Below are 13,756 nucleotides of genomic sequence, written 5' to 3'. Positions count from 1 at the left end.
GAAGGAAATAAAATGAAGAAACTTTCGATTAAAGCAAAAGTTGCCGGCTTGAGTGCTGTCATCGTTGTATCAGCAACAACTGCAGTACTCGCCCATGGTGGTGCGATGGGTATTGTCAAAGAACGTATGGATTTGATGAGTGCTATCGGTAAAAACATGAAAGCTGTTGCCGCTATGGTTAAAGGGGAAACTACTTTTGATGCCGCAGTGATTGAAACATCCGCAAAATCCATGGCTGAGCATTCCACTAAGATCAATGCCCTTTTCCCAAAAGGCTCAATGGATAAACCAACAGAGGCCCTGCCAACAATCTGGGAAGATTGGGACCGCTTTGCACAATTGAGTAACGATCTGGAAACAGAAGCCACAAAACTTGGCGAAGTCGCCACGACTGGTGATAAGCGTGCCGTGATGATGCAATTTGCGAAAACAGGAAAAGTTTGTTCAACCTGCCACACAGATTTTCGTGTGAAAAAAGATTAATTATAAAAAGAACGGAGCCCCCCCAATGCGTACATCTTCATATTTGACCAGTGTTTTACCTTTAACTCTTCTTGTCTCTTCCCAGGCTTATGCAGGTAATGATCAAGCTGATTCTGTAAAGCGTGGAAAATATGTCATGGACATTGGGGGGTGCGTTTCTTGCCATACAGATAAGAAGAACAAGGGGAAAGAACTTGCCGGCGGTCTAGGTCTTCCCACCCCATTTGGAACTTTCTACACCCCAAATATAACGTCAGATAAAGAATTTGGCATCGGTAGCTGGGATACTGAACAATTCATTCAAGCAATGACGAAAGGGGTCTCCCCGGATGGATCACATTATTTCCCTGCTTTCCCTTATACCTCATATGCGAAAATGACACGCCAGGACTTGGTTGACCTAAAAGCCTATTTGGATACTGTTCCACCTGTTGCAAAAGCTGCCCCAGAACATGATGTCCCATTTCCATTTAACGTGCGAGAAGGCATGATGGTTTGGAAGGCATTATTCTTCGACGACAGCCCATTCAAGCAAGATCCATCCAAAAGTGCGGAATGGAACAGAGGAGCTTATTTGGTCAACGGTCCAAGTCACTGTGTGGAATGCCATTCGCCAAGAAATTTACTTGGCGGACTTGATACGGAAAACTTGTTAGCGGGAGAACCTAAGAGTCCTGAAGGCGAGAAAATTCCAAGTTTGCTAAACAGTGACGAGAGCAAGTTTTCTAAGTGGAGCCATACGGACACAGTGTTTGGCCTACAAATGGGCATGACACCAGAAGGTGATTTCCTTGGCGGATCTATGGGGAAAGTGATTGCCAATACAACAGGTAAAATGACTGAAGCAGACCTGAAAGCCATTGCGGCCTATCTAGGGAAACCGGATAACAAGAAAACGGCGACTAATAAACCGGATCAGGATAACTCTGGAAGTTAATGCTTAACGAGGGAGCAAGACCTTGGCTTCAAGACCTCCCTCTGTTCGGTTGCTCAGAATTAGTTCGCCACCATGAGCTTCAATAATAGATTGAGCAATGCTTAGACCAAGGCCAACACCCCCAGTATTTCTATTACGTGATGCTTCACACCGATAGAAAGGTTGTAAGACTTTCTCAAGTTGGTCTTCCGGAATACCGGGGCCTTTATCAGTGATTACAATTTCAATTTCATTGTCATTCGCGCCTATTGAGACCCTTGCGCAATCGCCATATTTAATTGCATTCGATATCAGGTTGTTTACAACGCGCTTCATGCCGACAAGAGCACACTCATAGAGGATCTGTTCGCCACGTTCCAAAGAGATGTCTTTGCCCGTGTCCTCCATATCATCGCATATACTTTCAACAAGTGCCGCGATATCAACATTTCTACGCTCTTCATTTTCTGACTCTTGTTTTGCAAACTCCAAGGTCAGTGAGATCATATGTTCCATATCATCTAAAGTTTCGAGCATTTTTTGGCGGTCTGTCTCATCTTCGACTAATTCAGAGCGTAATCGCATTAATGTAATGGGCGTCCGCAAGTCATGGGAAATGGCAGCCAGCATTTGCGTACGATTTTCAATCAGACGCTGAAGTCGGCCTTGCATTTCATTAAAAGCCTTAGCCGCTTCTTGTACTTCCAATGGTCCTGTTTCTAACATTGGCTCCGCCTTTACATCCTTACCCAATTGTCTGGCAGCATGTGCAAAGGAACGTAAAGGAACCGTCAGTCGACGAACAACCCAGATGGACAGTACGATAACGGCAACAGACATCGATATAAGCGACATAACTGAAGTTGCTGACCAGAATAGATTGCTTTCAGGAATATCTGTAGCGAAATTTAGCCAGTTGCCATCAGGAAGAGTGAAGGAAACCCGCAAAGATTGATGTGCCGATATGCCATGCATTTGGTTCATCATTCGCATGTGCATCCACTGGTTGGGATTGAATTGTCCCAAAAGACCACCGTCATGTGGTTTCTCAAACAGTTGTACAGACATTGGGGTTTCAGTCGATAAGCCAATTTTAAAGCGTAAAAAACGTTTTAATAATGCGAGTTGTTCGCCTTCATCTGGTTGATTGACCAACGTGCTTTCAGGGCTAATAGAAACCCGGAATGTTGGTTCGTTCAATGCTGCAACAATTCGGCCTCTCCATTCTGATGGTGTTTCAATAATGACATGGGAAACACTGGCGATACGTTGCGCCATATTGCGACCACCCAGCATGGAAAGAGATTCAGTGCGATCACCTGAATAAATCACCATGCTCAAAAAGTGAGAGACACTTAATCCGATAAGCAAAACCCAAATCGTTTGAGATGTTAATGTCTTGGGGAGAAACTTTCTCATTCTTTTGTTACTTCAGGTGTGAAGACATACCCACCACCCCAGACTGTTTTAATGAGTTCAGGGTTTTTGGCATCTTTTTCTATCTTGCGCCTCAACCGACTGACTTGCGTGTCAATACTACGGTCAAAAGCAACTGATGCGCGCCCGCGTGCAATATCCAGTAATTGGTCTCTGTTTAAAACCCGTTGTGGCCGTTCGACCAGGGCCATAAGCAAGGTAAACTCACCTGTGCTTAGAGGAACAATGACATCATCTTTAGAATTTAATTCACGTTTCGCTGTATCAAGCTTCCATTCATCAAACAGATAATTACTGGGTGTGTCCGGTGTCGCTGCGGGGCTAGCCACATTACCCGTTCGTCGTAATACGGCTTTTATGCGTGCAAGAAGTTCACGGGTTCCGAATGGTTTGGCGATGTAATCATCAGCCCCCATCTCAAGCCCAATCACACGATCAATTTCTTCACCTTTGGCTGTCAGCATAATGATAGGAATGTTGGACTCGGATCGAATATCACGACAAAGCGTTAAGCCATCATCACCCGGTAACATTAGGTCTAGAAGAATAAGATCGATACGGGCATCCGCTATGATCTTCTTCATTTCCCGACCGTCACCGGCTGTAGAAACACGATACCCGTCCTTAGTCAGGAAACGGGAAACCAAATCTTGAATTTCTTTGTTGTCGTCTACGACAAGTATGTGCTGTGAAGTACTCATAGGTGCGATTATATCAACGTAATTAAAATGATGCGAAGATAAAATTGTGACAAAGTTTTTCGAATAATTTGTAGTAATGTTGGGGTTTGCGAGACATCTTTCATATAATCCTAATTAGGAATTGGAGAATTCTAGTCTCAAAAATAGAGAATTAAAAGCCATCTTACTCAGTTATGGTAAGCCCCTAGATCGTAATGCTGACCTATAATCAAGTCTAACCAGTAGGCAAGTCTATTCTTGGCTATGAACCGTCATTCAGGCGCAAGAAATCAACTTCTGTTGAGAAGCGATATGCGGACATTTTGGCCGTGTTAATTTTCAAAATCATCTATAGACTTCACCGGCTAAATATTGCTGAACTTTTCTAATTCCGACTGTTCCATTCTCGCACATATATTTAAGGGCTGTTTGGCCGAGGAAGAGTGGTGCTTGATTGGGTCTATGTACCCATCTGTTGGCGTTTTCCTCAGGCAATAAAATGCATAGGTATTTCTGAATGTTGAGTAACATGTGAATTGAGTTAAGTTGTTCTTCTGACAAAGTGGGCACTCGAGCAACATTTTGATTGAGGTTGGTGAAGTCAAAGCTCGCGATATCACCAATTAGTCTTTGTATGTCTTTCGGGCAAATGTTCCATTGATTGATCAGGATGAGGAAATCTTGAAAGTCTCTTGTGGGCGCCTTCTCAGTTTCATTTTGTTGACAGTTTCCCATATAAATTTCCTATAAAAAAGATAGGTGTCCCGCGTTCAAAACGCTGATGAATTGAAACCAATTTTCTTTAGCAATTCGGGATGAGCGCCGACACAAGACGGAACAGAAAAGCTCATGTTGTTGTAAGTTACAACTTCACCGGTTTCGATCTCAAAGAGGTTGCCTCCAGCAGCTATTAAAACAGCATGTGCTGCAGCTATATCCCAGTGTGAGAAGACTTCACGTTCTGATATTGGTTCATTTTTATCAGGTCTGTTGTGCCAAACAATTTCGGCATCACCACAGGAAACTCTGCATAATTCCTCACCGCCTACGGCTGGAATAGGTTCATAAGAATGACCGTTAATATCATGCGGACGCTTGTGAAGTTTCCAGGGAACAGCGGCGCGTAGTTCAGTTCCCTTTACTTTCGTTAAGACGGAAAGTTCAAGAGGCTTTTCTAGTTTAACCTGGCTGTATGCCTTTCCATCATCACCTGTGTAGTAACATTTTTCTTGGGCGGGGAAATAGCAAACACCTAATTCTGGATGGCCTGACTTTACAAGAGCAATATGAATTCCAAAGCCAGCAGTATTTCCAAGTTTTGGGCCGTTTAAATATGTTGCAGTCCCATCCAATGGATCAACTACCCATCGCATCGGGCTCTCAAGTGCTTTTTGATTTTGAGCAAGACTCGCCTCTTCCGAAATTACCGGTATGTCAGGTGTTAAGTCGTTCAATGCCTTTATGATGAATGTACTGGCCTGTTGATCCACGACTGTTACAGGTGAACCGTCGCCCTTCGTTTCACGCTCAACATTCCCCCAATTTGGCAACAAAATGTTGTTCCCGGCATTCTTTGCGATATCGATGACAGCTTGAATTTGAATATCCATGATGCTTCCCAGCCCGGTTATTGAAAGTAGTAATGTTTGCTGTTTTGGAGCTGTCGTTATATATGCCCGCGCATTTCAACGGTGCTTTCTGTTAAGCTCTTCCGTACATAGAAACCATTCGGCACAGCTTCCTGTACGAGTGGTACATGCGAAATCAAACCAACAGCACGGTTTTGACTAACCAGCGTATTTAAGACATTGAGAACTTGATCCAGAGTTCCAGCCCCATTCTCTGTATCTAGGCTGCCAAATCCCTCATCAATGAAAATAGTGTCCAGCCGAACCTTTCCGCTGTTGCTTTCGACGATATCAGCTAAACCAAGAGCCAGTGCGAGTGCGGCAATGAAGGTCTCGCCACCAGACAGTGTCGAAGTTGGACGTGTTTTTCCTGTATAAGCATCGAAGACTTGGATTCCTAAACCTCTGCGCCCTCGTCCTGCACCTTCAAGATCTCGTTCAAGATGGTATCGGTTGGCTGTCATTGGACCGAGCCTCAGGTTGGCCGCACCAAGCACTTGATCAAACATTGCCCCGATAGCGAAAGTCTCGAGGTCGAGCTTTTGCTGATTGTCACCTTTTGTAAGAGCTGCGAGATTACGCAGTGGCCCGGCAGCTTCTTCTTCTGCTTCAAGTTTACGCAGTATGTCAGCCAGTTCATCGCGTAAAGCAGTTAAGTGAGATAACTTTTGTTCTGCGCCAGCACGCTGATCTGTTGCATTGTTATGAGTAATTTCGGCTTCATCTTGTTTGGATCTGAATTCATCAAGGTCAGGCCGGACTTGTTCGCGGATTTCATCAGCTTTGGCTTTTGCCAATTCTTCTGCATTTTTAAGATTGCGGTGATATTCTTCAATAGTCGCACGATCTTCATCTATACTTTCTATAGCAGGCTTTAACTTTACAAATTCGTTTCTCGTGAGCTCTGATTTTTCTAGTCGTGCATTGAAAGCTTCTTCTGCTTGTCTATTGCGTTCATTGCATTCTTCAAGAGTAGCTGTTGCAGCCTTGAGCGTTTGTTCAGCAATGATCAAACCTTCTCGGGCATCAGTAGCAGACTTTTCAACAGCGCGCTTGCGTTCTTGTCTTGCATTCAGAGAGTTAGTGGTGTCATAGGTTTGATCTGAAAGTACCTTAGGGTCACGCAATTTCTTTGGAATAGACGCAAGCATCTCTTCCAGTCGTGCTAAAGCCGAGGCTGTTGATTGTTGTTTTTTGGAGTGTTCCTCAAGCAAGGCATCACGTTTAACTCCCAAGCTAGATATCTCATTGGCTAAGTGGTCAATTTTGGATTCTTCTTCGGAGATATCTGTTTCAGGTCCGAGGTTCTCCAACGCCTCCATTGTTGAATTTACCTGCTCTTGAATGGCGGCTGAGCTTTCTTTGGGTATCTGAAGTTCGGCCAGGCCTTCCTTATGGATAGCCAACTGTCTTTTTGCCCCAGCCACTTCCTGCACGGCTTTTCGGACAGCCTGGTCTGCTTTCTCCCAGGCAGACTTCGTATCGCGAAACGTTTGGTCTAAACCTAAATTTTCGACATCGCCTGTTGCCAGATTTGGGTGATCAGTCGCCCCACACACTGGGCAAGGTTCGCCATCGGATAGTTTTGAGGCGAGATGAAGCGCTTGTGCCTCGGAGAGATTATTCTCAGCAAATTCGAATTCTGTACGAGCTGTATGTTCAGCTTCTTTTACGATTTCATATGTGGATGACAGCTCCACAAAGCTTTTTGTTGAAGCGGCTACCTTAGCTTTAGCCTTTTCATAGGTCTTAGCTGCAGAAAGGCTATTCTGTAACTCGGTCAAGCGAGTATTTATGCTTATCCGTTGTTGCTCAATCTTCTGCGCCGCTTTGAATGCTTCTGTTTTTTTCTGTTTTTTGTTGTGATATTCAGTTACCTGATTTTGAGCGTCCTGGAATTCTTTGAATGCTTTTTGTTCTGCTGTCTGTGCATTTTTAAGTTTTGTATCCAGGTCTTCAGCTTTTTCAAGTGTTTGGCCGTAGCGCTTGAGATTTTCAAGGTCTTTTCCAAGATCATCAATCTCGCTGGCTTGTTCTTCCTCACGTTTCAAAGCTTCAGTGGCAGTAGCTGAGATTTCTTTTGCTTTTGCGAACGCTGTCTGGGCGGTTTTGAGTTTTTCTTCAGCGGCCTCAACGCTATTGGTGGCCTCAGTGAGGGTACTTTCGACATCAAGGAGCAGTCTGGCTTTCTCAGCTTTTATTACTTGTTCCTTTAGATTTCCCATGATGCCTTTGTTTTCTTGTAATTTGGCCAAGGCTTCTTGCGCATCTTCAGAAGTTTTGAATTTGGCCTCTAGCTTTTCATTAGCTAATAGGGTTTCTCGTGCTTTAGCCAGATGGGCACGGGCTGACTTTTCATTTTTTTGTAATTGCGAGAAATGTTCGCTGGCCTCAATTATTCCCGAATTCATTGCATCGGTACTTTCAAAGCCTTCTGAGCTAAGGCGGCGGCTACATATTTCTCGTTCTTCGCGTACTCGCTGTTTTACCGTTTCGGCGTCAGCCCATAGCTTTTCTGTAATTTTCCGGTAAATGGATACATCAAATAAATCTCTTAAAATCTCGAGGCGTTCCTTGGTTTTTGCAGAGAGAAACTTTTCAAATCGACCTTGTGGCAAGAGAACAATTTGGCGAAATTGTTCTGACCCGTACCCAAGTAAATCTTCTATTGCTAAGTCAACGGTGCGGACCTTCTTTTCTGCAATAATTTTTCCACGTTGAATGTCGTTAATTTCATCAAGTGCTAAGCCAGTTGCATCAAATAGAAAGGCTTCATGTTTGCTTTGTGTTACACCTTCCCCACGTAGCTTAGGTCGAGCTTGGTCTGGCCTGCGCAGAACGACAAAGCGACTTTCGCCAATATCGAATACAAACTCGACTTCAGTTACGAGATTCGTTGCAGCGTGGTCGGATCGTAGGGATGATGTGTCCTGCTCTGACTTTGCAGTTTCACCAAACAGTGCGAATGTCATCGCACTGAAGATCGTTGATTTACCTGATCCTGTCGGTCCATAGATACCAAAAAGTCCCGCTTCTACGGCATCTCGAAAGTCAATTACCTCGCGGCTAGAATAGGGGCCCAAGGCCTGCATGGTTAAGCGTAAAGGTCTCATGCCGCATCCTCTCCTTGTTGAATGTCTAAAAGAACATTGGCGATAATATTATGTTCAGCTTCATTTAAAGGATCAGTTCGAATTGTTTGCAAAAAGCTATTAATGACATCGGTGGGGCTAGCTGCGGCAGTTGGGCCGCCCGTAAACGACTTTGTATCAGGAGACTTCTCATTTCTTTCGTAGGTCAAATCACAGACGTTCGGAAATATATCGCGCAAGCGCTTCATAGCGTCAATGACAGGAGTACCATCTGTAAGAATAGCTTTGATAAAATCTCTTGATGGTTCTACAAGAAGTAATTCAGCATGTTTCCCCTTCAGGACACGAACCTCCCGTATAGGTAAGAACGGTATGTTTTCGACCTTGGAGATACCGTTTCTATCGAGTTCAATCATAGACATTGATTTTTGAGAGTTTGCTTCGTCGAACCCAAATGCCAGCGGCGCACCAGAGTATCGGATATGGTCGGCTCCAACACTTTGAGGACGATGAAGGTGCCCAAGGGCTACATAGTGCGCTCCTTCAAACACTTCGGGACGGACGGTTTCAATCCCTCCAACTCGAGTAAGGGAACATTCTTCATCACTGTCATGAGCACCCGATACGAAAGCATGCGCAATTAAAACCCAGCGGGCATCTTGCGGGATATTTGCTCTTGCCGATGAAATTTGGGCAGATAGGACATCTTCAGGTGTTTGTAAATTCTCGTCCTCAAAGCATTCACGCGCAGCATATTCGTATGAAAAAGGTAATCCGGTAAATGCAACTAAGCCATGTTCATCATTGAGAATGAGTGGGGTTTCATTGGGAATGATAGTTCCCCGAATATGAGCTCTGGTTTTGTCTGTCATTATCGACATGGATGCAATTCGATCTCCAGAATCGTGGTTGCCTGCGATCATGATAACGGCAGCGTCTGTATTCATGGCAATCTGCTCTAGAAAGCCATTGAATTTGCGAATGGCAGTTGCAGGTGGTGAGGCTCTATCAAATATGTCGCCGGCAATTATGAGGGCATCTATGGAGTGGTCGATAACTGCACGCACGATTTGATCAAGAATGGCATCATGGTCTTCGTCTAGCGATATACCGTTAAATTGGCGGCCTAAATGTAGATCGGATGTGTGCAGAATTTTCATTTATCATATCCATATAAAAAATATACGTATAAAAAATATATGGACAGGACGGGGGGAGTCAAGTAAAGAATGGTTTATGTCGTTTGATGATTTAAAATATGCTCAACGGGAGCGCCTGATTTTTCTGGACCGCTGTTTCACTTGGCGTGGACTGGCCAATCGTCGCAATCTCGTTGAACGCTTTGGAATATCGGAAGCTCAGGCCGCGCTTGATTTTAAAACCTATTTGGATTTGGCTGTGCGCCCGCCTTGTTACGACAACGGGCGAAAAAGTTATATTGTAGTCGATGAGCACAAACCGCTTTTGCCATCAACGTTAAAAGAAGCATTTGAAGTTGTCGCAGAGCAAGATAACTGTGCTGTTTCAGCGATTCTGCCTCGACCAGAGCGGAAGGCTGACCCGTTGACTGTCTCTCGACTATATCAAGCTATGGGGGCTGGTTGCGCACTTCACATTCAATATACATCAATGTCATCAGGACTTGACGAAGGGCAATGGGTTGCTCCGGTACGATTTACATCAGATGGGGAAAGCGTTCATTTCCGTGCATTCAGCTTTAAGCATGATGAGTATCGAAACTATCTGCCGATACGGATCAGTCTAAATAGCTCCTTTGATCAGAAGAAAATTCTAGAAGAACTTCCTAGGGATATTGATTGGAACACGAAGGCTGTAATTTGGTTGCGTCCTAAAGCAAGTCTTTCAAAAGAGCAAGCTAAAGTTGTACGTAGAGAATTTGGTTTTGATGGAGAGCTCATGCGTGTCGAAACCAGAAAAGCCTTAGAATTCTTCTTCAGTCGACGATGGGGGTTAAAGGAAAACGGTGCCCGGTTGGAAGTAGTCAAAACTGAGTATGAGTCTCTTACGTAAATCAGTTGGTGTTTGAGCGTCTAAGGCCGGGCAGTGCGTTTCCAGCATTAAGTAAATAAACATTTAATCCCAATAACGAACTTGAGATAGGGGTACCATACATAGGGAAAAAATATGAATGATATTGATCCATTTGCTAGCTTCATTGAGTGGGATGGTGAAAACGCTAAGGCCTTTGACGATCTTGCAATTTCATCTGAGGATGAATATGTACGTGCCCTTGCGGAACTAAAAAAGGTTTGGGGAGCCCAAAAGGATACACCAGAGGGGCGCAAGTTAAATGCTCTTGTAAATCTCATTGTCGCATATGAGGAAGAAAATTACCCAATTGAGCCTTTAACGAACGAGGAAGCTGTTAAAGGTTTTATGGGTTTGGACAAGGCTGGTTCTTTCGGAGAAGCCATTCGAAAACTCTTTTTATCTCGACGTTCAACCCCACCTTCTGCAATTGTTCAAGAAGAATTTCTAGCCGAAGATTACGATAAAGAGGTTGTTAAAAAGAAGTTGGGTTTTACCACAGCAGAGATGGACGCCTTCCTCGCTGGTGCAATACCTGTGACCAAAGAATTAGCCAATAAACTATCCAAGGCATTTGGCACATCAAAAGAACTGTGGCTCAATCTGCAACGAAATTGTGAGATTGATGATTACATTCAACAAAAGAGAGATGATACAGAGCACCTTTTAAGTTCGCTAAAGAATGCAGATCGGTTACAGGCATCAATTCGGGAATTTGATAATAATGACGTACAAGAAGCGCCTATGCCCTGTTTTGAAGTGTCCCCACTCTCAGAAGAGGACGGTGGTGGCTACCTCATTTCCTTCCCTGAATACCCCGGCTGCATTGCAGACGGTGACACTATTAAACAAGCCATTTCAGAGGGTCGAGACGCTTTGAAAGCATATCAGAGTTTTCTTGAAGAAGTTCGCAAGGCCACCAAACAAGAGGCCATTGAAGAGTATGAATTTAAATCATATGTGATGGAAATAGATGGACATAAAGCGACTATAACTTTTGATCTTGAAATCAATATGTTCAGAGGCGAGTTTATTGATCTCGCCAATGGTGGTGGGGCAGACTTCTATTCCAAAGATTTGGATAAATTAGAAACTGAAGGTGGAATATCATTGGAGGTATATTTCGGTGAGATAGGTCAAAAAGACCTTGTGAACCAGATTGATCCAGACAACGTACCTGAGTCGTTTAATGATGGCCCTATGAGAAAAGAAAAATTGTGACCGACCTTCATTCTAAAATCTTTTTTTATCTATTAGTTTTTTCTTTGATGGCAATCTTATATGCTTTGCTAACGAATAGTATAGCTCTGGCATTCGCTTTGATGCTGTTGCTCCTAGCATTGAGAGCAAGGATACGCATTAATCTTTAAAGGTTTACTGTAGTTCACCCATTATCGGCTACTCAAATTCGTCATCACATTTTACCTGAAATACTTGGATGGAGAGGCCGCAAAGCAAGTCGATATGTGAAAGCTGTAAAAATAAGATCTGAATTAGATACTTTCTTTCCTGCTATAACTCAAAATCAAGCGATTAGTGACCAATGCCAAGTCATCATCCTCTCGTCATTGGCAAAAGCAGTAAGAATGTTGAAAGTAGGTTTCACAGCAAGAAAACCATCATATTTAAGAATACTGGATAATGCCGCGGACTTCTATTTTGAAGATTTTAATAAACTTGAGGTAGAAGGAAAAGTATCGTTAGAGGTATATTTCGATGGAGCAGATAAAACGTGACATGAAAATTATACAGTGAGGACACTTTTTGATTCTGTTTTTTCTTCTAATGAAATGAACAATAAGGGGCAATTAATTGGTTTGTAATGAGAGTGTAGGGCGAAGGAGCGTTTGCCCATGACCATTGAGTTTATTGATTTAAATGAGGAAGGTTATTTTCAGTGGCCTGAAAGAAAATATGAACTGGCCGGAGAGGCTTTGAATATTGCTCTTGATTCTCGTGACGGGGGAAGAATTTCTGAAGCTGATTATATAAAAAATTTAGAAGAACTGATCGTAAAATATCCAAATTTCATTGATGGATATGCACATTTGGGATACGCCCTATTGGACCAAGGCAAGCCTAAAAAAGCATTAGATTACCACATAGAAGGTATCACGGTAGGGGAAAAACATCTTCCTGAATTTTATAAAGGGAAGCTCATATGGGGATACTATGAAAATAGACCATTTCTTCGTGCCCTACATGGTTCAATATTATGTTATATGAGACTGGGAAGACGTAAAAAAGCCATTGATGCGATGGAGAAGTCATTGAGACTAAATCCCGATGACAATCTCGGCATTCGTTTTCTGATTGGCCCTGAGTATGTACGACAAGGGAAATTTATTAAGGCACGTGAAATTCTGGTTGAAAGCGCTTTTTCATATCCACCATTTCAATATGAACTTGCTTTGATTGATTTGATAGAAGGCGATTGGATAAGTGCAGCCACTCAATTACGAAAGGGGTATATCTCAAATCCCTATATCGCTGAAGTTCTCACAGGAACCCCATCTCCCATTCCATTAGCAGTTTGGCATAGTAATAATTTCTCAGAAACAAATTTAGCAATTGAGTATGCAGAGCAGTACTTAGAAATATGGTATGAGAATTATGAATATATTCTGTTCATTCGCTGGTTGTTTAATCAGCCAAAAGTTTTGCGCGAGAGGGCGCAATTTTTAGAGTATCAGGACGAGTTAAACTGGGTGCGTGATTTTAATCGTCGTGGAGAGATCGTCGATGAAATGCAGAATTTTGAAAAGGCGATAGATGATCAGTTATCGAAGGAGATTGTTCAACCGCGCCAAGATAAATATGGTAATACAATCTTTCCATGGCTGAGCTTGTAGAGAGCCAAATAGCAACATTAAGTGTCTCTTAGAGCTTGAATTTGCTTGATAGCGATATCCAAAGACCGGTCGTCTAACTCATGGAGTAGGCCGATAATTTCTGCTTCTTTTTTGTCGCGACTAGGTGTGTTTCCGGATTGTGTGAAGAAATTCTGGATTGGAATATTGAGGGCATTGGATAGGGCCACAAGAGATTGCAAATTGGGTAATGTTTCGCCACGTTCCAGATTGGAAATCGCTTGGACGCTAAGATCGACTACAGCAGCTAAATCCTCCTGTGTCATTTCCTTGTTTTTGCGTCCGGTGCGGATCATTGCCCCGATAAATTCTTTCATGTGTCTGTCCTCTTGCGACTGAGAACAGAGCTTCAACTTTAATTGAAGTTATATCCATAAACTCAATATTAAATTGTTGCATCAAACTTAAGGTGTAGTTTAAGTTATTGCTGAAATTTTCTATAGGAGATGATTTGTTGAGGTTTCTTTTTGTAGTTTTTGCTCTTTTTCTAGCGGCATGTTCTTCAGTGACGTGCCCCACTTTGGTGGTCCAACCGCTATGTTAGTTTCTGGCTATTATTGTCGTCCTGATGTGGCGACTGGAGCGTAGCGTAAGTCAGAAC

The 13,756-nt window shown here is 43.2% G+C and carries 13 protein-coding genes; 6 read left to right on the top strand and 7 right to left on the bottom strand.

Going from position 1 to position 13,756, the window contains the following annotated elements; genetic code table 11:
• Positions 1-12 precede the first annotated feature (12 nt).
• Positions 13-483, top strand: coding sequence for a c-type cytochrome (locus Q397_RS23205; RefSeq protein WP_051610267.1), 471 nt, complete (start codon positions 13-15; stop codon positions 481-483).
• Positions 484-508: 25 nt separating this feature from the next.
• Positions 509-1,420, top strand: coding sequence for a c-type cytochrome (locus Q397_RS23200; RefSeq protein WP_051610265.1), 912 nt, complete (start codon positions 509-511; stop codon positions 1,418-1,420).
• Positions 1,421-1,423: 3 nt separating this feature from the next.
• On the opposite strand, the gene Q397_RS0117510 is transcribed toward Q397_RS23200, so the two are convergent.
• The 6 genes from Q397_RS0117510 to Q397_RS0117480 form a co-directional block, all read right to left on the bottom strand.
• Positions 1,424-2,818 carry an ATP-binding protein gene (locus tag Q397_RS0117510; RefSeq protein ID WP_028880518.1) on the bottom strand — a complete coding sequence of 465 codons (1,395 nt, stop codon included), beginning with the start codon at positions 2,816-2,818 and terminating at the stop codon, positions 1,424-1,426.
• The gene (locus Q397_RS0117505) at positions 2,815-3,537 is read right to left on the bottom strand and encodes a response regulator (RefSeq protein ID WP_028880517.1); all 723 of its coding nucleotides are present in this window, start codon (positions 3,535-3,537) and stop codon (positions 2,815-2,817) included. Before Q397_RS0117505 ends, Q397_RS0117510 begins: the two co-directional genes overlap by 4 nt.
• Before the next feature lie 324 nt (positions 3,538-3,861).
• Positions 3,862-4,251 carry an antitoxin Xre/MbcA/ParS toxin-binding domain-containing protein gene (locus tag Q397_RS24455; RefSeq protein ID WP_051610263.1) on the bottom strand — a complete coding sequence of 130 codons (390 nt, stop codon included), beginning with the start codon at positions 4,249-4,251 and terminating at the stop codon, positions 3,862-3,864.
• A 35-nt stretch (positions 4,252-4,286) separates the two neighbouring features.
• Entirely contained in the window at positions 4,287-5,126 is an 840-nt protein-coding gene (locus tag Q397_RS0117490; RefSeq protein ID WP_028880516.1) for a 3'(2'),5'-bisphosphate nucleotidase CysQ family protein, read from the bottom strand.
• Positions 5,127-5,182: 56 nt separating this feature from the next.
• Positions 5,183-8,257 carry an AAA family ATPase gene (locus tag Q397_RS0117485; protein ID WP_028880515.1) on the bottom strand — a complete coding sequence of 1,025 codons (3,075 nt, stop codon included), beginning with the start codon at positions 8,255-8,257 and terminating at the stop codon, positions 5,183-5,185.
• The gene (locus Q397_RS0117480) at positions 8,254-9,396 is read right to left on the bottom strand and encodes an exonuclease SbcCD subunit D (protein WP_028880514.1); all 1,143 of its coding nucleotides are present in this window, start codon (positions 9,394-9,396) and stop codon (positions 8,254-8,256) included. The genes Q397_RS0117485 and Q397_RS0117480 overlap by 4 nt, the downstream gene beginning before the upstream one ends.
• Before the next feature lie 76 nt (positions 9,397-9,472).
• On the opposite strand from Q397_RS0117480, the gene Q397_RS0117475 reads away from it, so the two are divergent.
• The 4 genes from Q397_RS0117475 (at position 9,473) to Q397_RS0117455 (ending at position 13,137) form a co-directional block, all read left to right on the top strand.
• Complete coding sequence (locus Q397_RS0117475; RefSeq protein WP_028880513.1) at positions 9,473-10,267, top strand: BrxR family transcriptional regulator; 795 nt, start codon at positions 9,473-9,475, stop codon at positions 10,265-10,267.
• 114 nt (positions 10,268-10,381) lie between these two features.
• On the top strand, positions 10,382-11,506 hold the full coding sequence (locus tag Q397_RS25300; RefSeq protein ID WP_051610261.1) for a hypothetical protein: 1,125 nt from the start codon (positions 10,382-10,384) through the stop codon (positions 11,504-11,506).
• Positions 11,507-11,751: 245 nt separating this feature from the next.
• Positions 11,752-12,021, top strand: coding sequence for a hypothetical protein (locus tag Q397_RS0117460; RefSeq protein ID WP_028880512.1), 270 nt, complete (start codon positions 11,752-11,754; stop codon positions 12,019-12,021).
• A gap of 117 nt (positions 12,022-12,138) precedes the next feature.
• Positions 12,139-13,137: a tetratricopeptide repeat protein gene (locus Q397_RS0117455; protein WP_038014604.1), complete on the top strand. Its 999-nt coding sequence runs from the start codon at positions 12,139-12,141 to the stop codon at positions 13,135-13,137.
• A 17-nt stretch (positions 13,138-13,154) separates the two neighbouring features.
• On the opposite strand, the gene Q397_RS23185 is transcribed toward Q397_RS0117455, so the two are convergent.
• Positions 13,155-13,472 (bottom strand): helix-turn-helix domain-containing protein, encoded by a 318-nt coding sequence (locus tag Q397_RS23185; RefSeq protein WP_051610259.1) that lies wholly within the window; start codon positions 13,470-13,472, stop codon positions 13,155-13,157.
• Positions 13,473-13,756 lie beyond the last annotated feature (284 nt).

The organism is Terasakiella pusilla DSM 6293, from assembly GCF_000688235.1.
GTDB lineage: Bacteria > Pseudomonadota > Alphaproteobacteria > Rhodospirillales > Terasakiellaceae > Terasakiella > Terasakiella pusilla.
Note: the sequence above shows the minus strand (reverse complement) of the source record. Positions and strands in the feature narration are given on the sequence as shown.

Excerpts from the sequence above, each read along its gene's own strand:
- Q397_RS23205 (WP_051610267.1), top strand. The coding sequence starts at position 13 with ATGAAGAAACTTTCGATTAAAGCAAAAGTTGCCGGCTTGAGTGCTGTC.
- Q397_RS0117490 (WP_028880516.1), bottom strand. The coding sequence starts at position 5,126 with ATGGATATTCAAATTCAAGCTGTCATCGATATCGCAAAGAATGCCGGG.
- Q397_RS23185 (WP_051610259.1), bottom strand. The coding sequence starts at position 13,472 with ATGAAAGAATTTATCGGGGCAATGATCCGCACCGGACGCAAAAACAAG.
- Q397_RS0117485 (WP_028880515.1), bottom strand. The coding sequence starts at position 8,257 with ATGAGACCTTTACGCTTAACCATGCAGGCCTTGGGCCCCTATTCTAGC.
- Q397_RS0117505 (WP_028880517.1), bottom strand. The coding sequence starts at position 3,537 with ATGAGTACTTCACAGCACATACTTGTCGTAGACGACAACAAAGAAATT.
- Q397_RS0117480 (WP_028880514.1), bottom strand. The coding sequence starts at position 9,396 with ATGAAAATTCTGCACACATCCGATCTACATTTAGGCCGCCAATTTAAC.
- Q397_RS23200 (WP_051610265.1), top strand. The coding sequence starts at position 509 with ATGCGTACATCTTCATATTTGACCAGTGTTTTACCTTTAACTCTTCTT.
- Q397_RS0117455 (WP_038014604.1), top strand. The coding sequence starts at position 12,139 with ATGACCATTGAGTTTATTGATTTAAATGAGGAAGGTTATTTTCAGTGG.
- Q397_RS25300 (WP_051610261.1), top strand. The coding sequence starts at position 10,382 with ATGAATGATATTGATCCATTTGCTAGCTTCATTGAGTGGGATGGTGAA.
- Q397_RS24455 (WP_051610263.1), bottom strand. The coding sequence starts at position 4,251 with ATGGGAAACTGTCAACAAAATGAAACTGAGAAGGCGCCCACAAGAGAC.
- Q397_RS0117475 (WP_028880513.1), top strand. The coding sequence starts at position 9,473 with ATGTCGTTTGATGATTTAAAATATGCTCAACGGGAGCGCCTGATTTTT.
- Q397_RS0117510 (WP_028880518.1), bottom strand. The coding sequence starts at position 2,818 with ATGAGAAAGTTTCTCCCCAAGACATTAACATCTCAAACGATTTGGGTT.